The 17,180-nt window shown below is 71.5% G+C and carries 18 protein-coding genes and 1 riboswitch; of the genes, 8 read left to right on the plus strand and 10 right to left on the minus strand.

The genetic code is table 11. The features are described from left to right. Window positions 1-153 precede the first annotated feature (153 nt). Window positions 154-373, plus strand: a riboswitch (cobalamin riboswitch). Between the two features lie 116 nt (window positions 374-489). Continuing rightward, the gene (locus tag EAD89_RS03335; RefSeq protein ID WP_121674656.1) at window positions 490-1,002 is read left to right on the plus strand and encodes an acyl-CoA thioesterase; all 513 of its coding nucleotides are present in this window, start codon (window positions 490-492) and stop codon (window positions 1,000-1,002) included. A gap of 3 nt (window positions 1,003-1,005) precedes the next feature. After that, on the plus strand, window positions 1,006-1,629 hold the full coding sequence (locus EAD89_RS03340) for a LysE family translocator (protein ID WP_121674657.1): 624 nt from the start codon (window positions 1,006-1,008) through the stop codon (window positions 1,627-1,629). A gap of 89 nt (window positions 1,630-1,718) precedes the next feature. Here EAD89_RS03340 and EAD89_RS03345 read toward each other — a convergent pair whose 3' ends face one another. The 3 genes from EAD89_RS03345 to EAD89_RS03355 all read right to left on the minus strand — a co-directional run bounded on the left by EAD89_RS03345 (window position 1,719) and on the right by EAD89_RS03355 (window position 4,565). Then, window positions 1,719-2,684, minus strand: a complete 966-nt coding sequence (locus EAD89_RS03345; RefSeq protein ID WP_121674658.1) for a CU044_5270 family protein — start codon at window positions 2,682-2,684, stop codon at window positions 1,719-1,721. 18 nt (window positions 2,685-2,702) lie between these two features. Then, the gene (locus EAD89_RS03350) at window positions 2,703-3,272 is read right to left on the minus strand and encodes an RNA polymerase sigma factor (protein WP_199733399.1); all 570 of its coding nucleotides are present in this window, start codon (window positions 3,270-3,272) and stop codon (window positions 2,703-2,705) included. A gap of 78 nt (window positions 3,273-3,350) precedes the next feature. Beyond that, the gene (locus EAD89_RS03355) at window positions 3,351-4,565 is read right to left on the minus strand and encodes a low temperature requirement protein A (protein ID WP_158610701.1); all 1,215 of its coding nucleotides are present in this window, start codon (window positions 4,563-4,565) and stop codon (window positions 3,351-3,353) included. A 134-nt stretch (window positions 4,566-4,699) separates the two neighbouring features. On the opposite strand from EAD89_RS03355, the gene EAD89_RS03360 reads away from it, so the two are divergent. Then, on the plus strand, window positions 4,700-5,779 hold the full coding sequence (locus EAD89_RS03360; RefSeq protein ID WP_158610702.1) for a hypothetical protein: 1,080 nt from the start codon (window positions 4,700-4,702) through the stop codon (window positions 5,777-5,779). Window positions 5,780-5,852: 73 nt separating this feature from the next. Here EAD89_RS03360 and EAD89_RS03365 read toward each other — a convergent pair whose 3' ends face one another. Continuing rightward, the gene (locus EAD89_RS03365; RefSeq protein ID WP_368666332.1) at window positions 5,853-6,983 is read right to left on the minus strand and encodes an FAD-dependent oxidoreductase; all 1,131 of its coding nucleotides are present in this window, start codon (window positions 6,981-6,983) and stop codon (window positions 5,853-5,855) included. A gap of 24 nt (window positions 6,984-7,007) precedes the next feature. On the opposite strand from EAD89_RS03365, the gene EAD89_RS03370 reads away from it, so the two are divergent. Then, window positions 7,008-7,733, plus strand: a complete 726-nt coding sequence (locus tag EAD89_RS03370; protein WP_233578136.1) for a TetR/AcrR family transcriptional regulator — start codon at window positions 7,008-7,010, stop codon at window positions 7,731-7,733. Here the strand turns inward: EAD89_RS03370 and EAD89_RS03375 are convergent. After that, entirely contained in the window at window positions 7,711-8,097 is a 387-nt protein-coding gene (locus EAD89_RS03375) for a DNA polymerase ligase N-terminal domain-containing protein (RefSeq protein WP_121674661.1), read from the minus strand. The two genes, EAD89_RS03370 and EAD89_RS03375, sit on opposite strands and share 23 nt — an antisense overlap. 166 nt (window positions 8,098-8,263) lie before the next feature. On the opposite strand from EAD89_RS03375, the gene EAD89_RS03380 reads away from it, so the two are divergent. From EAD89_RS03380 to EAD89_RS03395, 4 genes are all read left to right on the plus strand, one after another. After that, entirely contained in the window at window positions 8,264-9,505 is a 1,242-nt protein-coding gene (locus EAD89_RS03380; protein ID WP_233578138.1) for an MFS transporter, read from the plus strand. A 162-nt stretch (window positions 9,506-9,667) separates the two neighbouring features. After that, complete coding sequence (locus EAD89_RS30660) at window positions 9,668-9,826, plus strand: hypothetical protein (RefSeq protein ID WP_233578140.1); 159 nt, start codon at window positions 9,668-9,670, stop codon at window positions 9,824-9,826. Between the two features lie 116 nt (window positions 9,827-9,942). Then, window positions 9,943-11,034 (plus strand): hypothetical protein, encoded by a 1,092-nt coding sequence (locus EAD89_RS03390; protein ID WP_121674662.1) that lies wholly within the window; start codon window positions 9,943-9,945, stop codon window positions 11,032-11,034. Window positions 11,035-11,137: 103 nt separating this feature from the next. Beyond that, the gene (locus EAD89_RS03395; protein WP_147458744.1) at window positions 11,138-11,545 is read left to right on the plus strand and encodes a hypothetical protein; all 408 of its coding nucleotides are present in this window, start codon (window positions 11,138-11,140) and stop codon (window positions 11,543-11,545) included. Window positions 11,546-11,636: 91 nt separating this feature from the next. On the opposite strand, the gene EAD89_RS03400 is transcribed toward EAD89_RS03395, so the two are convergent. From EAD89_RS03400 to EAD89_RS03420, 5 genes are all read right to left on the minus strand, one after another. Beyond that, window positions 11,637-12,590, minus strand: coding sequence for a cyclase family protein (locus EAD89_RS03400; protein WP_233578143.1), 954 nt, complete (start codon window positions 12,588-12,590; stop codon window positions 11,637-11,639). 120 nt (window positions 12,591-12,710) lie between these two features. After that, a complete protein-coding gene (locus EAD89_RS03405; RefSeq protein WP_121674665.1) occupies window positions 12,711-14,369 on the minus strand; it encodes a thiamine pyrophosphate-binding protein in 1,659 nt (552 codons plus the stop codon). A 13-nt stretch (window positions 14,370-14,382) separates the two neighbouring features. Next, on the minus strand, window positions 14,383-15,144 hold the full coding sequence (locus tag EAD89_RS03410) for a cyclase family protein (RefSeq protein WP_121674666.1): 762 nt from the start codon (window positions 15,142-15,144) through the stop codon (window positions 14,383-14,385). Window positions 15,145-15,304: 160 nt separating this feature from the next. Beyond that, window positions 15,305-16,579, minus strand: a complete 1,275-nt coding sequence (locus EAD89_RS03415) for a hypothetical protein (protein WP_158610703.1) — start codon at window positions 16,577-16,579, stop codon at window positions 15,305-15,307. Between the two features lie 17 nt (window positions 16,580-16,596). Then, a complete protein-coding gene (locus EAD89_RS03420; RefSeq protein ID WP_121656259.1) occupies window positions 16,597-17,121 on the minus strand; it encodes a SigE family RNA polymerase sigma factor in 525 nt (174 codons plus the stop codon). Window positions 17,122-17,180 lie beyond the last annotated feature (59 nt).

Here is a 17,180-nt window from a genome sequence, read left to right on the forward strand (position 1 = left end):
CGCGCACCCCCCTGTCTCGATCCGCTCGGTTCGACAACCGCTCAGCTGAGCCGGGCACCACATCCGGCCACGCGTCACCGGCGGAGCCCGCGGCGACGAGGGAGCTGTCTCACATCCGGCTTCGGGCCGGCCGGCCGGCTGACCGGGGCCGATAGGGTGGTTCCTGGCGCTGGTTCGCCCGGGCGTTGACGCGCTCGGGCGTCGTAAGAGGGAACCCGGTGAAAGTCCGGGACTGCCCCGCAGCGGTGAGTGGGAACGACCGCCGTCATCAGCACTGGGCCCGCAGGGCATGGGAAGCGACGGCCAGTAGGAGACCGGTGAGCCCCGGTCACGCCCACGAGTCCGAAGACCTGCCCGCGCTGCGCACACACGACGTGTGTGCGCTGCCGTCGACCTCGCGGGCGGGTCGGGCGGGTGATGCGCTGCGGCGTGTCCTCGACGTGCGTGCCGGCTGGTCGGACGGCGTGCTTCCCGAGGACGGATGACCCCATGCACCAGAGCGCCACACTCACCGGCCGGCCCCCGTCGGCGTCGCATCTGACCCTGTCGCAGATCATGGACCAGCACCACACCAACCTGATGGGCACGGTCCACGGCGGCCGGATCCTCAATCTCATCGACTCCGTCGCCGGGGTGGTCGCCGCCCGCCACTCCGACGGGCCCGCGGTGACCGCCGCCATCGACGAGACCGCGTTCCTGCGGGCGGTGCGGGTCGGCGACGTGGTCCACGTCGACGCCCGGATCACCTGGGCCGGGCGCAGCTCGATGGAGGTCGCCGTCAAGGTCAGCGCGGACCGGTGGGACCGGGCGGTGCCGCCGGTCGACGTGGCCACCGCGCAGCTGGTCATGGTCGCGATCGATGACGAGGGGCAACCACGGGCGGTGCCGCCGCTGCTGACCGAGACCGACGGCGACCGGCGCCGCTACCGCGAGGCGCAGATCCGCCGCGAGCACCGCCTCGCCCTGCGTCGGGCGTTGCTCGACGGCGCCGAGGAGGGCTGAGAGGTGCTCGGACTGTCCGCGGCGGCCCTCGCCGGCTACCTGGCCGCGATCGTCGTACTCATGCTCACCCCCGGCCCCGACATGATGTTCGTCGTCGCCAACGCCGCCCGGTACGGCACCCGCGCCGGCGTCGTCGCCGCTCTCGGCGTCGCCGCAGGCGAGGCGGTGCACATCGCGGCGGTCGTCTGCGGCCTCGCCGCCCTGGTCTCCGCCTCGCCGACGCTGTTCACGGTGATCCGCTGGGCCGGGGCGGCGTACCTGATCGTCCTCGGTGTGCGAGCGCTGCGCACTTCCGGTGATCCCCTCACCAGTGACCCGGGGCAGGGAGACCGAACCGGGCGGGCGTTCCTGCGCGGGCTGGTGACCAATCTGCTCAACCCGAAGATGATCCTGTTCAGCGTGGCGTTCCTACCGCAGTTCGTCGACCCGGCCGCGGGCAACGCCACCGCGCAGCTGGTGCTGCTCGGCATCGTCTTCGTGGTGGTGCAGCTCACCGTCGACATCGCCCTCGGCGCGGGCGCCGGACGCCTCGCCGGCCGGATGAGCGACGGCCGCTGGTCGCGACGAATCAACCGGATCTGCGCCGTCGCCTTCGTCGCACTCGGCCTCCGGCTGGCGGCCGGCTGACCGAAGACACCGGCGCCGGGCCGACAGCTCTCGGACCAGGTCATCCAGGGGCTGCCGGCTGCCGGCGGGCGTGGCTGCGCTCACCTGGATCAGGGCAGTTGGCCCGGCCGGTCGACGATCGCGACCCGCAGCAGCGCCGCGGCCGAATACAGCGACTCCTTGCCGTCGCGCACCACCGTGCCGCGGGTGCCGAGGTAGACGTGGGTGTCCCGATCGAAGATGAAGTCCTGGTTGCCACCGATCACGCCGGGCATGCGAATCGCCACCCCATGCCGCCCGGCGGCGTCCACCACGTCGCCCGAGATGACGACCGCTCCGGGTTGCCGCGCCAGCAACTCGTACAGCGCCGCCAGTGCCCGGGGCGGCACGTAGCCGTCGAGCATCGACCGTGCGGTGGTGTACACCATGCTCTCGTCCCCGTACACGGCCTCCTCATCCGCTCCCTCAGGGAGATGCAGGTCGACTGGGTGTTCCCGAAGGTAGCGGAGCAGTTCGTCTGCGTCGGTGGGCAGATCGCCGTGGTACGCGGGCGACGGGAGCTCATCGAGCTCCTTGCGGGGATCTGCGGGATCACCCATGCGGAGCACTCGCAGTTCGCTCCACCCGTTCGGTTCACTCTCCGGCCGGTAACGCCCCTGCGTGTGGGCGATTCCCCCGGCCGACTCCCACCTCTGCCCCCGTACCGTGGTGTAGGGCCCGCCGCCCGGTCTCTCCCGCAGCGTCGCCAGGACTTCCGTGAAGACGTACTGGTCAGGTCGGGCGGTGAGATCGGGTTGCTGCCGGGCGGCTTCGGCCGCCAGCCGGAAGATCTCCGACGCGTTGGCCGTGGGCGGCGGCTGTTCACCTATCCCCATCGTCTGCACCGCGAGGGCGCCGACGGTCAGTGTGAGCGCCAGCCCGAATGCTCCGGCGAGGCGCCAGCCGCGCAGGAACCGAGTGGGGTGTCCGACCGGACGGGCCGCCGAGACCGTCTCGGACCGCCGGACGACGTGCGCCTTCAGATCGGTGAGGAGCTGCTCCTCGAAACCGTGCGGCGCCTGCTCAATCTTGGTCATTGCGGCATCTCCGTTCCATCAGGCGAGGGTGGTGGCCGGGCGGGCGAGCACGGCACGGACGGTGCGACGGGCACGGTGCAGGCGGACCCGCGCAGCGACCGGGGACAGCCCCAACGCGGCCGCCGCCTCGGCGACGGTGAGGCCGTCCACGGCGACGAGTTCGACCAGCGCCTGGGTTCCCTCGGACAGCCCGCCCAGCGCCCGATAGGTGCGGCGAGCCGCCGACTCGGCGTCGATGCGCTCTTCGATGCGGGCGATGTCGTCGGCGTCCAGGTCCCGTCGTCCGGCCATCCGACCGGTCACCCGCAGTCGTAGAGCCGTCCGCCGCCGCTCGTCGGCGATGACGTTGCGGGCCACCCCGAGCAGCCAGCCGATCTGGCTACCGCGGTCAGGCCGGTACCCCGCCGCCGATTCGATCACCGCCAGAAACACGTCGGCGGTCAGGTCGGCGGCGAGGTGGGGATCGTCGACCCGCCGCGCCACGAACCGGCCCACGGCCTCCACGTGCCGGCGGTAGAAGACCTCAAGGGCCACTGGATCGACTGCGATGTCGGAGATGTCGTCCTCCGTTGAGCCAGGGTCATGCACAGGCTCTCCTCCCTGTTTGCCGTTACACCCTCTCTTCGCGCGGCGAAGCGTCGGTGTTACAGAAGCTGCGGGGACGCGTCAGCGTGGCGGCGAGGCCTGCTCAAGTGGGCGCCCGTGGGCGCGGATCGCATCCGGGACGGCGATGCCGAGCAGGACGGCGGCGGCTACTGCGGCGACCGCGAGTGGCGGCAGGCCGACCATCACCGGCGCGATGGCCGCGAGGACGAGAATCCCGATCGGTCGCGGCCGGGACACGCGGGCGAAGGTCACGTACTCGAATACCGAGCGCCCGACGAGGTAGAGCGCGGGCCCGCCGAGGATGGCGGCGACCCAGGCGTGTTTGGCGTGTCCGACCGGATCGATGAGGACGAGTTCGGAACCGGCCGAGGTGACCAGGATGCCGGCCACCATGAGCAGGTGGGAGAACTCGGCCGACCGACCGAGCCGGCCGGGTTTGGCGGATGCCGCGACGGCCTCGCCCAGGATCTGGCCGGCTCGGTAGAAGTAGATCCGCCACAGCAACACCGTGGTGAGGAACGACAGGGTGAGGGCCATGATTCGTTCCGCCACGATCGGACCGCGGAGAAGACTCGAGCCGGAGGTCAGAATCGTCTCACCAAGCGCGACGATGACGAGCTGCCAGTAGCGTTCGGCCAGGTGGTCGCCCGCGACGGCCCACGAGGACACCTGCGAGCGGCCCAGCCGCGGTACCGGCCAGCCGAGGCGACCTCCGACGTAGTCGATCGCCAGGGCCAGCGCCCACAGCGAGTTGCGCGTCAACTCTGGTGCGAAAGCTCCCACGATCCACGGCACGGCCGACACGCTGAACCAGACCAGCGCCAGCATGTTGACGCGGCGCAGATCGTGACCCCGCAAGGTGAGTACGAAGAACAGGGTGCGGCCCACCTGGATCGCGACGTACGTGCTCGCGAAAAGCAGGCCGGTCTCGGCGAGAGCCCCGGAGATCGCGACCGCCAGGAGCAGACTCCCGAACATCGTCGCGAGGACGACGAACTGGATCGCGGGCTGGAACGGGTCGAATCTGCTGGTCGTCCACGCCGTCTGCGCCCAGATCCACCAGAGGGCCAGGAGCAGCAGCAGAGTCTCGCCGTTTTCCGAGAGGGACGTGGTCAACGTGTCGGCGACGTGACCCCTGGTGTAGTCCAGCACCAGCTCGTGCACGATCCGGGTGAGCGCGAAGACGTACACGAGATCGAAGAACAGTTCGAGGAAGGTCGGCCGCTGCGGACTCTCGCGTCTGCGCAGCAGGTTGGCCACTCTGTTGGTCGTCACCGGCCCGCCCGCTTCGTCGCTTCGTCGCTCAAGCAGTCGTACCACGTCACCGACGTCTGAACCGGCTGATCGCTGCGCGACGCGGACGGCACCGCGATGGACGCTGTCACCACCGTTGCGGCAGGATGCGCGAGATGCTCGCACCGATCCCGCGCCGCGCCGGCGTCGTCGCAACGCTCTCCGTCGTCCTGCTGGCGGGTTGTGGGACCCCGCAGCGGACGACCACCGCCGCGCCCACCTCCGGCGTTCCCGTCCCGGGCACGGCGGCGGCGCAGAGCGCCGCACCGACCGTCCCGGCGTCGAGTCCGTCCGCACGGAGCGGCATCGGCGCCCGCCCGCGCCCGCCCGCCGCGGCGTGCCGCGTGTTCCCCGCCGACAACGTGTGGCACGCCGACGTCTCCCGGCTACCCGTGCACCCCGGCTCCGCGGCCATCATCGGCAGCATCGGATCGGCCGCCGCCGTGCACGCCGACTTCGGCGCCGGCCTGTGGCAGGGCGCTCCGATCGGCATCCCGGTCACCGTCGTCGGCGCCGGGCAGCGACGGGTGCCGGTCACCTTCTCCTACGGCGACGAGAGCGACGCCGGGCCATATCCGATCCCGCCGGACGCAGCGGTCGAGGGCGGGCCGCGCGGCGACGGTGACCGGCACGTCATCGTCTGGGACCGCGACGCCTGCCGCGCGTACGAGCTCTTCGACGCTCACCCGGCCGGCGGAGGCTGGCGAGCGGAATCCGGGGCGATCTTCGACCTGCGTTCCAACCGCATGCGGCCAGCCGGTTGGACCTCCGCCGACGCCGCCGGGCTGTCGATCCTCGCCGGTCTGGTCCGCTACGACGAGGTGGCAGCCGGACGGATCGACCACGCGATCCGGGTCACCGTGCCCCGCACCCGCAGCGGTTGGACCTGGCCGGCGTCGCACTCCGCCTCCGCTGACAAGGACCCCTCGTTGCCTCAGCTGGGTCAGCGACTGCGACTCAAGCGCTCCGTCGACGTCGCCCGGCTGCCCCGGCAGGCCAGGATCGTCGCCGAGGCGATGCAGCGGTACGGCGTCATCGTCGCCGACCACGGCTCGGCGTGGTTCATCTCGGGTGCGCCCGACCGGCGATGGGACAACGACGCGCTGCACAAGCTGGGCGGTCTGCGCGGCGACGACTTCGAGGTTGTCGACGCTGCCGAACTGATGGTGAGCCGCAGCTCCGGCGCGACCCGCTGACGTCGCGGTCCCGAGCGCGGCACAGGCAGGGCAGGAGCGTCGGCCACGGGCGGGCGGGCTGCGTCGCGCGTGGTCAATCTGCGGTTGCCGGTTCGGCGGGCCGCGGCGTGAAGAAGCGAACGATGTCGTCGGCTGCGGTTGGGGACAGCATCATCGCCTGGACTCGCGCGGACATCTCGGCGATCGGGTGGATCCTGGTGAACATCGCCTCCTCGTACGTCCGGATCGCCGAATCGGGGTCCGCGGGATTCGCGGCGAGTTCGGCGGCGAGTTCGGCGGCGTCGAGCATGGCTTGGTTGGCGCCCTCGCCGACCGGTGGCATGAGGTGCGCGGCGTCACCGATCAGGGTGATGCCCGGCTGGTGGGTCCAGCGCGTGCCGGTGGGCATCGCCTCGATCCTGCGTGGGGTCGGCGTGCTGTCTCCGGCTTCGATGAGTGCGGTGAGGCCGGGGTCCCAGCCATCGAACATGTCCAGCAGAGCGCGCTTGCTGCGGTAGCTGTCCAGGTCGCGCTCGTCCGCGGGTAGGGAGATCCCGACTCGGATGCTGCCGTCGCCGAGGCGTTGCGCTGCCAGGATCTGGCTCACGCCGATGCACCAGAGGTTTCCGGGGCCAACCAGCTCGGCGAGACGCGGGTGGCGCCGGTCGACGTCGCTGATGCTCAGCTCCACCAGGGTGGCCACGCAGAACAGTGTCGCGTCGGTCAGCAGGGATCGGACGACCGAGCGTGCGCCGTCCGCGCCGATGAGGACGTCGCAGTCGGCGCTTCGGCCGCCATCGAACGTCAGCCCGAAGCCTCCGTCGGGTCGTGGCGTCGCCGCGACGAGCCGGTGCTGCCAGGCGACCGCGTCGCGAGGGAGTGAATCGAGCAGAAGATCCCGCAGTACGCTCCGATCGATCTCGGGACGTCCGGAGAACGAGCCGGGCTCCGGCTCGTGGTGCACGAGGATGCGTCCGGCCGGGTCGAGGATGCGATGTTCCTCGCCTTCCGGCCGTGCCTCGGACCGGAACCGGCCGGCCAGGCCCGCCTCGGCCAGCGCCTTCTGCCCGGACTCCGGGTGCAGGTCGAGCATTCCGCCCTGTGGTCGCGCGGATCGGCTCGCCTCGCGTTCGTAGACCACCGCGTCGATGCCGTGCCGGCGCAGGATCCGGGCCAGGGTCAGGCCGCCGAGGCCGCCGCCGGCGATCGCGATTCGCATCATCATCTCCGTTACCGTACGCTGTATTCTATGGATACGCCGTACGGTAGCGCGCCGTTGCCCGTCTGGGAACGGCCCGAGCCCCAGCCCCGGGCGGCGCCGGTGCCCCTGACCCGCGCGAAGATCGCCGCCACGGCGATCCGGATCGCCGACGCACACGGCCTCGACGGGCTGTCGGTACGCAAGATCGCCAAGGAGCTCGGTGTCGGTCCGATGCGGCTCTACGACTACGTGACCAACAGATCCGAGCTGCTTGATCTGATGGTCGACGCCGTGTATGCCCAGATCGCCGAGGCCGGGGAGCACTCCGAGTGGCGCGCCACGGTGCTGGCCGTCGTTCACCGGACCCGGGATGCCGCTCTGGAGCATGAGTGGTTCGTCGACCTGCTCGGCGGCAGGCCACACCTGGGACCGCACGCGCTCGCCGTGGGCGAATCGACCGCGGCGGCGCTCAGCCAGGCCCCTGGCGTGCGCAGTGTCGACGACCTTCAGCGGGCTGTGGGCGCCCTCAACGCGTTCATCGTCGGGGCGCTCCGCAGGGAGATCACCGAGCGCCGCACCGCCCGTTCAACCGGCACCGACGTGTCCGCCTGGCAGGCCGCTCTCGGGCCCTACCTGACACGCATGCTGGAGACGGGCCGCTACCCCACTGTCGCCCGGCTCGTCATCGACGGCGCGCACCTCGACGCCGAGGAAACCTTCCACCACAACCTGACGACCATCCTGGACGGCATCACCCGTCATCCCCACCCATGACTCCGCGCTCGTCCGGCGGCTGCTCTTTCGTCAGGTGGAGCAGCCAGCCCGCGCCCGTGTGGATGAGCGCGTATCGCCGGTGGCCGGTGCGGCCGTGCAACGTGAACAGCATCCGGCGGTCGGTGCGGTCGTGCTCCTCCCACGTACCGATATCGGCGATCGACTTGTCGGCGTCCTCGTAGGTGAGGTGTTCGAGGTCGTGGTCGGGCACGGCGATCGCGAGCCGGTTGTCGCTGGGACTGTCCGGGAGGCCGCGAGGCACCGCCCAGGAGCGCAGCACACCGTCCTCCTCGAGCCGCAGGTCAAAGTGCGGTCGCGGTTTGCGGTGATGGTGCAGGACGAAGGCGGGTGCCACCCTTTCCATTGTCGGTGTCCGCCGCTCCTACCGCCTGTCAACGGGGAGCCTGATTGTGTTGGGAGTGCCCCGGCCGTACCGAGGGCGCCGACCACGCTGCGGCGCGACGACCCGCGACCGCCCCTGAGCGGGTCGGATCCCTCGACTACGGTGACCATGAAAAGGGGGGTGGGGCATGGCGCCAGAGGTGTCGCCGCGAAGGGCCAGGGCCGTGCTCGTCGCCCTCTCCCTCGCCGCGTTCGCGTTCATCACCACCGAACTGCTGCCCGTCGGCCTGCTGACCCACATCGCACCCGACCTCGACCGGTCCCGCTCACAGGTGGGTCTGCTGGTCAGCGGGTACGCCATCGTGGTCGTGCTGGCGTCCGTGCCGCTGGCCAGGCTGACCCAGCGGATCCCCCGGCGTCACCTGCTCGGCGTCACGATGCTCCTGTTCGCCGCCGGGAACGCCGCCGCCGCCCTCGCGCCGACGTACGCCGTGCTGGCCGGCTCCCGCCTCGTGACCGCCCTCGCCCAGGCGCTGTTCTGGTCCATCGCGACAGCGACCGTGACCGGGCTCTTCCCGGTCGCGGTGCGCGGCCGGGTGGTGGCGCTGTTCGCGACCGGGGCGACGCTCGCCCCCGTGCTCGGCGTACCCATCGGCACCTGGCTCGGGCAGCAGGCCGGTTGGCGCGTGGCGTTCGCGGTGCTGGCCGGGGTCGGCCTGGCGACCGCCGCCGCGGTGCTCGTCCTCCTTCCCTCGTATCCCCCGGCCGCCGGCGGCGCCGCCCGGGGCACCGCACCGGACGGGCGGCGCTTCGCCCTGTTGCTGATCGCCACCGCCCTCGGCATCGGCGGCTTCATGACCCTGCAGACCTACGTCACCCCGTTCCTGCTCGACGTCAGCGGCTTCGCGGACGCGCTGCTGGCACCACTGCTGTTCGTCTCCGGCGCGGCCGGCGTCGTCGGCACCCTGGCCGCAGCCCGGACCCTGGACACCCGGCCGATCGCTTCCCTGCTGACGCCGCTGAGCATCGGCACGGCCTCGCTGTTCGGCCTGTACGCGCTCGGCGCGCTCCGGCCCGGCACGGTGGTACTCCTCGCCGGGATCGGCCTCGGTTACGCGGCGTTCGGCTCCGCCGTGCAGAGCCGGATGCTGCAACTGGCTCCGGGCAGCACCGACATGGCGTCGGCCGGCGTCAGCACCGCCTTCAACGCCGGCATCGCCGGCGGATCACTGCTCGGCGGCGCCCTCCTGTCCACCTCGGGGGCGCGCCCGCTGGCACTCGTCGGCGGGTTGCTGACGCTGGTCGCCCTCACGCTGCTGGCCGTGGACGCGCGGCGGGGCCGCGCCGCCGAGCCGGCGTCGACCGCCGCCCGTCCCCCCACCAGCCCTGCGGCTGGGCGGCAGGGCACACCCGCCCGGACGGCGCCGTAGCCGATTCGACCACCCCGATTGAGCCGGTCATCCGCCCGGAGAGGAGGTGCGGGCTCGCACGGGGGTCGCGCTCGCGGACCTGGTGCCGGAGCTGGCCGGTCAGGGCTTCCTCGCCCTGCTGGACCAGGTCTACGCACGGGAGAGCCCTACACCGGCCGCGACGTGCGGGTTGTGCTGGGCACGGGCCCGCACGCCCGGGAGTCGTGGGGCGATGCGGTGTGGGGCTGCCCTGCCCACGTCGAAGAAGCCATCCTCAACGTACGGTCGGTGTTCATCGCCAGCGAAGAACTCGGCGGCCTCGCGGCCCACCTCAACCGCTGACCGCTGTCCCGGTTCTTCCTCAACCCCGGCATCCCGGAAGCCGCTCCCCGAGCAGAGGGAGCGTGTTCCCTTCTGCACGGGAGGACACCCGGTCCGTCGCCACGTCTTATTGATTCATGCCAGTCATTCAGCGTTTCTGGGGCGGGCGGTGGGCGGTTGCCTGCGTCGTCTTCGTCGTCGGTGAGGTGGCTCTGCGTCTGTACTGGATCGCCGGCGGCCGGTGGGGGTACACCGCCTGCGACCGGACCGCTCTGGTCGATCCAGCGGGGGGATGCGGCGCGGACCGGGTCGAGGCGCCGCCGTTCTGGTCAGGTTGGGGAGCGCTGGGAGTCGGTGTCGCCCTGGCGGTGCTGGTGGCGTGCTCGGTCCGGTTCCCGGGCCGTTCCACGGCCGCCGGCAGCTGGGTGGCGGCCACGCTGCTTATGGTGGTCGCGTTCCCGCTGCATCTGCTCTTCGAGGTCCCGGCGGCGTTGACGGGGCGTCCCTCGGACTGGCGTGACCTCGGCGCCCGGCTCGCGTTGGTGACCGGTGGCGTCCTGTTCGCCGGGCTGGCGAACTCGTCCGGTCCGCCGCGCCGACCGGTGGCTCCCGGCTACCGGCCGGTGCCGCGGTGGACCCGCCGTTGGGCGTACGTGGCGGTTGCGCTGCCGGTGGCCGGTTGGGCGGTGCCGCACGGGCTGTGGGTGCTCGGCGTTCCGTTCGGCATCTCCCAGCGGGAGCTGGATGACATCCACCTGAATCTCTCCATCCCGACGGGCGTGGCGATCACCGTCGTCCCGCCGCTCGCCGGCCTGCTCGTTCTCGGGTTGGTTCAGCGGTGGGGGCAGCAGTTCCCGCGCTGGGTGCCGGGACTGGGCGGTCGGCCGGTCCCCCGGTTGCTGGCGGTGATCCCGGCCGGGGTGGTGGCGCTCGCGCTGATCACCTACGGCGTGTTGAGCGTCGCGGTGTTCGTCGGCCAACTGACCGCGGGTGACCTGCGCTGGTCCGACGTGTGGGAGGGGTGGGCGGTGGCCGCCACGCTGCTGGTGTTCCTCGGCTGGGGAGTGTCGCTGGGCGTCACGACCACCGGCTACGCCCTCGCCACCGGCCGCGTCCGGCCCGCGTCGCGAACACCGGCCTCTCGGCGCGAGCCACCGGTCGGGTCGACCGCAGCCGGGGCCTCAACGACGTCAACCCTCGAAGATCGGAGCGCTCATGAATCCCGCTGACCCTGGCCGTACCTGGGCCGCCGCCCCGTCGCCCTGGGCCGTCTGGGCCGCCTACGCCGTCCCGGTCTGCGTCCTACCGTCTGCCGCCTGGCGGCTGTCCCTCGTGTTCACGGACGACGCCGCCACCACGTGGTACATGATCTTCTTGTCCGTCCTGTCGATGGGGTTGGCCCTGTCGACACTCGGACTGGTGCACCGCTGGGGACAACAGGTCCCACGCTGGGTGCCGCTGCTCGGGGGTCGTCCCATCCCGGCACGTCCGGTCGTGCTCGTCGCGCTGATCGGCGGCTCGTTGCTCGTCGCCATCTGCGCATATTTCTTCTTGAACAGCAGGTTCCATTTCGTGGAACGCGGCTGGGTGGGGATAGGCCAGGACGGTCCGGCACTTCCGGCTCCGGGCTGGGACGTCTTGCGATACTACGCGCCACTGGTCGCCTGGGGCCCCCTCGTCGTAGCCGTGGCCGCCGACTACCGACGACGCGTCGCCCTGGTGCGGTCACCGGCACCATGACGGCACTGCGACGTTGGGCGGGTGTGCTCACCGCCCACGACCGCGTTTCACGAGGGCGGGCCGATGGCATCGCACCCCTCGTGAAGCGCGATCAGAATGTGGCGATCGGGTTGACCGGGCTGCCGGACGTGCCGGCGAAGCGAACCGGCGCGACCGCGAGGTGGAAGTCCCACTGGCCGAGCTCGGCAGCCGTTGCCGCGCACGCCTCCAGGTCGCAGTTGTCGAGCAGCCACAAGCCCATCGCGACGAGACTCACGGCATGAACCGGCATCAACACGTCCTCGTACCCCGACGGCTGGACGTCCTGCGGGGTGTCGGCGCCGATCAGTGCGACCTCGCGTTCATGGAGCCACGGCAGGCAGGACGCGTGCCAGCCGGCCTGCGTGAAACCGCCGGCCGCGCCGGCCTCGTGCCGGGCGCGGCCATAGCCGGTCCGCAGGAGTACCGCGTCGCCGGACCGCACCCGTACACCCTGGCGACGCTCGGCCTCCTCAAGGTCGTCCGGAAACACGCCCTGCCCCGGTTCCAACCACGGCACACCGCGGGCCCTCGCAACGTCCAGCAGGACACCACGCGTGATGATCCCGTTCGCCGCCGCCGTGACGGCCGCCCACGCCGAACCCGTCGTGGCGTCGACCAACGAGTGCGACCGCCCGTTGTACATCGTGCCGTCCCAGAAGATGTGGCACGGCGAGTCGACGTGGGTGAGCGTGTTGCCGTGGAAACTGATGCCGAGCCGCTCGGACGAAAAACCCCAGCGCCGGTCGGCGTGGAAGGCGGGCGGCATGTTCTCGGCACCCGGCATGTCGGCGGCGCACGGGCACGTCGTCGTCGACCGCTCCGCGTCCTCCGGTACGGCAACCTCCCAAGCGCAGGACACGCTCCTGCCGTGGCGCACGGCCCGCGCCGCCGCCAGCCGGACGTCGTCGGTGATGTGGTTCAGAGTGCCGAGCTCGTCCTCGTCGCCCCACCGTCCCCAGTTCGACAGCGTCTCGAAGTACCCGAGCACGTCGTCCTGGTCGGGCATCGGTCGCCCTGCCGTCATCCCAGCATCGACTCCTCCGGTCAGGCGGTTCCAGGCAGCGCAGGTAGGGTATCCCGCCCGTCTCATATTGGTCGGACTCGCCGCGCCCCCGGTCGGCTTCAGCCCTGATCCGGCGGTGGCTCAATGGCCACGGAACGCTTCCTCCAGCCACCATGAGCCGCGCGCGGCGCAGACCTTGGCGTCGACCACCAGCGGCCGGGTACGCGGGCCGGCGAGCCACTGGCGTACCGGCCCGAGATCGTCGACGGTCCGGACGGTCAACCCGTCGCAGCCGTAACCACGGGCGATCGCGGCCAGGTCGGTCTCGGGGAAGGTGACCGTCTCCAGCGGGTGCCCGTCCGGGCCGAAGTGGTGCACCTCGGCGCCGTACGCCGCGTCGTCGTAGATCACCACGAGCAGTGGCAGCGCCAGCCGGACCGCGGTGACCAACTCGGTTGCGGACATGACGAAGCCACCGTCGCCGACCGCGGCGACGGTGAGCCGGTCCGGCCGGGCGACCGCCGCGCCGAGCGAACTGGCCAGCCCGAGCCCGACCGACTGGAACGCCTGGGTGAAACAGAATCCGGCCACGTCCGGCACGTCGAGCCACATCGACGGGTAGCCCATGAAGTTGCCGGAGTCGACCACCACCGTCCGGTCGGACGGCAGCAGGTCGTCCAGGGCGGCCGAGAGCGTCCTCGGGTCGATCGTCGCCGGGGCGCCGGCCCGCGCCGACATACCCTCGTCCCGGTACGGGACCGTCCGCCACCGGCCGTGGTCGCGAATCCGTTGTGCCAGCTCCGGCGTACGCCAGCCATCGGCCCCGGCGTCCACGGGCGCCGTGGAGCCGGCGCCCAGCCGATCGAGCACCGCCTCGGCGACCCCCGCCACCTCACCGGCCACCGCCAGGTCAACCGGGCGGTTCACCCCGAGAGCGGCCGGGTCCTGGTCCACCTGGACGACGACGGCGGAGGGCGGGATCAGTTCGCCGTGCCGGGTGGTCCACATGTTCAGCGTGCTGCCCCACGCGACGACCAGGTCCGCCGCGCCGATCAGCTCGACGGCGAGCGGGGTGGCGAAGCCGCCGGCCACATCGATGTTCCACGGGTTCCCGGAGAACAGCCCCTTCGCCGCCGCCGAGACCGCGAGCAGCGCGCCGCACGCGTCGGCGAGCCGGACCAGCGGTTCCCGGGCCGCCCGGGCGCCCCGACCCGCGATGAAGACCGGTCGACGCGCGGCCCGGAGCGCCGCCAGCAACGGCTCGACCTGCGGGGCGGCGGCCGGGGTCGACGCGACCGCGGGGACCGGGCCGGACCACGGTTCGGTCACGGTGCTCTGCACCTCCAACGGGAGGGCCAGCAACACCGTCGCGCCCCGGGCGGCGGCCCGGTACGCCGCGCTCGCGTCCTCGGCCGCGTGCGTCGCGCGTACCCGATGGAAGTCGGCCCCGACCGAGGCGGCGAGCGACGGCAGGTCGATGAAGAAGTTCGACCGCGGCGCGGTCGCCTCCGGGGCCAGGACCACCATCGGGGTACGGCTCTTCGCGGCCTCGGTCAGGCCGGTCAGCGCGTTGGTGACGCCCGGACCCTGGTGCACCGAGAGCAGACTGACCGTCCCGGAGGTGCGGGCGTACCCGTCGGCCATGCTCGCCGCGCCGCCCTCGTGGGCCGCCGCGACGAACCGGGCGCCGGCCGCCACCAACGCGTTCGTGACATGGAAGTTGCCGCTGCCGACCACCCCGAAGACGTAGCGTGCGCCGTGTCCGTGCAGAACCCGCCCGACCACCTCCGCTACCCGCATCTGTGACCCGGTCCTACCGTTCGACCAGCGCGAGGACCCGGCACGGGCTGCCGGACCCGGAGACGATCGGCAGTGGCCCGGCGATCACCACCGCGCCGGTCGCCGGCAACTGCGCCAGGTTACGGAGCTGGGTCAGGCCGTACTTCTCCTGGCCGAGCAGGAACGAGTGGCACGGGAACGGCGGGTCGAACGAATGCGCGGCGCCCGCGTCGGTGCCGACCGTCTCCACCCCGACGCCCTGGATCGGCGACTCCTCGGCGAGCCAGCGGGCGCACTCGACGGAGATGCCCGGGGTACGCCCGCCGTTGGCGTACCGCTCCGGGTCGTCGCCGTACGCGTCCCAGCCGGTGCGGTAGAGCAGCCAGCCACCGGTGGGCAGGGCACCGTGTTCCGCCTCCCACGCCTTGATGTGCTCGACCTCGAGCAGGAAGTCAGGGTCGTCGGCGGCGTCGGCGGCGTGGTCGATCACCACCGCCGGGGCGATCAACTGGCTCACCGGGACCTGCGACACGTCCGCGCCCTGTTGACCGGTGACCCAGTGCACCGGGGCGTCGAAGTGGGTGCCGGTGTGCTCGCCGGTGGAGAAGTTGTTCCAGTACCAGGCCGGACCGCGGTCGTCGTATCGGCTGATCTCGCTGAGCTGGAACGGCCAGGTCTGGCCGAACTGCTCGGGCAGACCCAGGATCGGGGTCTGGTCCGAGAGCGGAGCGGTGAGGTCGACAACCTGGATCTGGCCGCTGGAAAGAGCGGCGACAAACTCCTGCAGCACCGTCATGCGGCGACGGTACACCGCGTCCGGGCTCCATGATGGACTCTCGAAGGCGGCAATCCGCGGCGGACTTCGTGGGGCAGACCACCGACGATGAGCTGGGCTGGTCTGACGGGCAGCTCGCAGCCCGCGTTGCGGGCCGCGAGCTGCCGGTGAGGCTCGGCGGTCAGGGTCCGGTGGTCACGGTGCTGGCTTTGCCGTTGGTGGGGGTGACACGGACCTCGGTGGCGTTGTGGGGCAGCAGGGCCGCGTCTCGGCCGGCGTCGTGCCACTTCCCGGTGCCGATCCGATAGTTGAGCGCTGCGCCCTCGGCGGCGACCAGAATGCCCTGCTCGTCGGGCAGCCGCAGCCGCACCGGCAACGGCGCATTCCAGTCCACGAACCCGCTGGCCGCCGCCGTGAAGGGACCGTCGCCGCGGGCGAGCAGCACGATCACGCGGGCCGGGTCGTCGTCGTACTGAATGGTTTGGAGCAGCAGCCGCCGGCCGTCCGGGGTGGCACCTTTGATGTACAGGAGGGGGGACCCGTCGTGGGTGTGGGCGCCGCCCGCGTCGTAGTAGGCGTCGAAGGCCGGCTCCGCAGAGACGTCCTTGTCGCCCCACACTTCCTCCGCGCCGGCCAGCGTGTGGCTGAGGGTCGGTTGCGGCGGCAGGTCCTCGTCGTTCGGGAACAGAATGTCCGTGGCGTTGGTGATGTGGACCTGGTTTTCCATGCTGACCGGTGTCCTGGCGAGAGCGACCGTGATCTTCGTGCGCTGCGGCGGCACCTGCAGTACGGCGGCGCCGTCCCGGAACGCGACCGGCTGGAAGGTACGGTCGATCCTGCCGTCTGCCGTGTACCGCAATTCCGGCGAGAACTCGACCGGCGCTCCGGCGTCGAGCACGAGCAGCACGTTTCGATCGGGGCCCAGCAGGGCGGCCTGCGAGTTGCCGTGGGTGCCGGTGTCGGTAACCGATTCCGGGTCCATGACACGTGGCCCGTCGGCGGTGGGCTCGACGAACGCCGCGACCGCGACCATGCGGTCGCCCGGCGGATCACTCACCGCCGGATTGTTGGCGGTGCGTTGGGCGACGTAGGCGGCGGGGCCTGCCGGCGTACGTCCCGCCCAGACCACGTGCGGCTCGCCGCGCAGACCTTCGTCCAGAGCGTTCTCTTCGAAGCGACGCAGCCACCTCTCGCGGACCTGCCGCAGATAACCCTTGTCGCCAGCCAGGTCTCCACGTGTCGCCTGGCCGAAGATCGGCGAGGCGACCTCGCCCCGGTCCCTGGTGCCCGGGAACTGGAGTGCACCGACCAGAGGGGCTGCCACGACAACTGCGAAAGCCGCGGCCAGGACGGCCCGGCGACGCATGATCCGGCGTCGCCCACCTCGGCGCACCTTGTCGAGAAGGTCCGGAGGGCCGGTCACATGATCCGTCGCGCGCTGCAGGATGGCGCGCACGTCACTGTCATGCATAGTCATCGCGAGCTCCGGGAGATGTTGGTGAAGGACACGACGAGGTCGGATCCGGCGAACGCCTCTCGCAGGTGAGCGAGGCCTCGCGACGCCTGGCTTTTCACCGCGCCTTCGGAACAGGCCAGTGCGGCGGCCACGTCGGCGACGGACAGGTCCTCCAGGTATCGGAGGACGACCGCGGCGCGCTGCCGAGGCGGCAGAGTGAGCAGCGCCGCAATGACCGCCTCGCGGAGCGCCACGTCATCGGCGTGGTCCTGTTCGACGCGGTCCACGTCTCCCAGCGTCTGCTCAGGCCGCCGGGCGCGCCGCCGCCACCGGTTGGCGGCCCGATTGACCAGTGCCCGCCTGGCGTAGCCCTCCGGTGTGGTTCGCACCTGACGCCAGCGCACGTACACCTGCTCCAGCACCTCCTGAAGCAGGTCTTCCGCCGCGTGTCGATCACCCGTCAGCAGATAAGCAACCCGCAGCAGGGCCACCGATCGCGCACGAACGAAATCGTCGAACTCCGCACCACGCGAATCTCGCATCTGGCCTCCCGGTCCCCGTCGGTTACCAAGACACCGCACCGGGCCCCAGGGTTTACCGA

The sequence above is a fragment of the Micromonospora sp. BL4 genome (assembly GCF_003667505.1).
Classification (GTDB): domain Bacteria; phylum Actinomycetota; class Actinomycetes; order Mycobacteriales; family Micromonosporaceae; genus Micromonospora.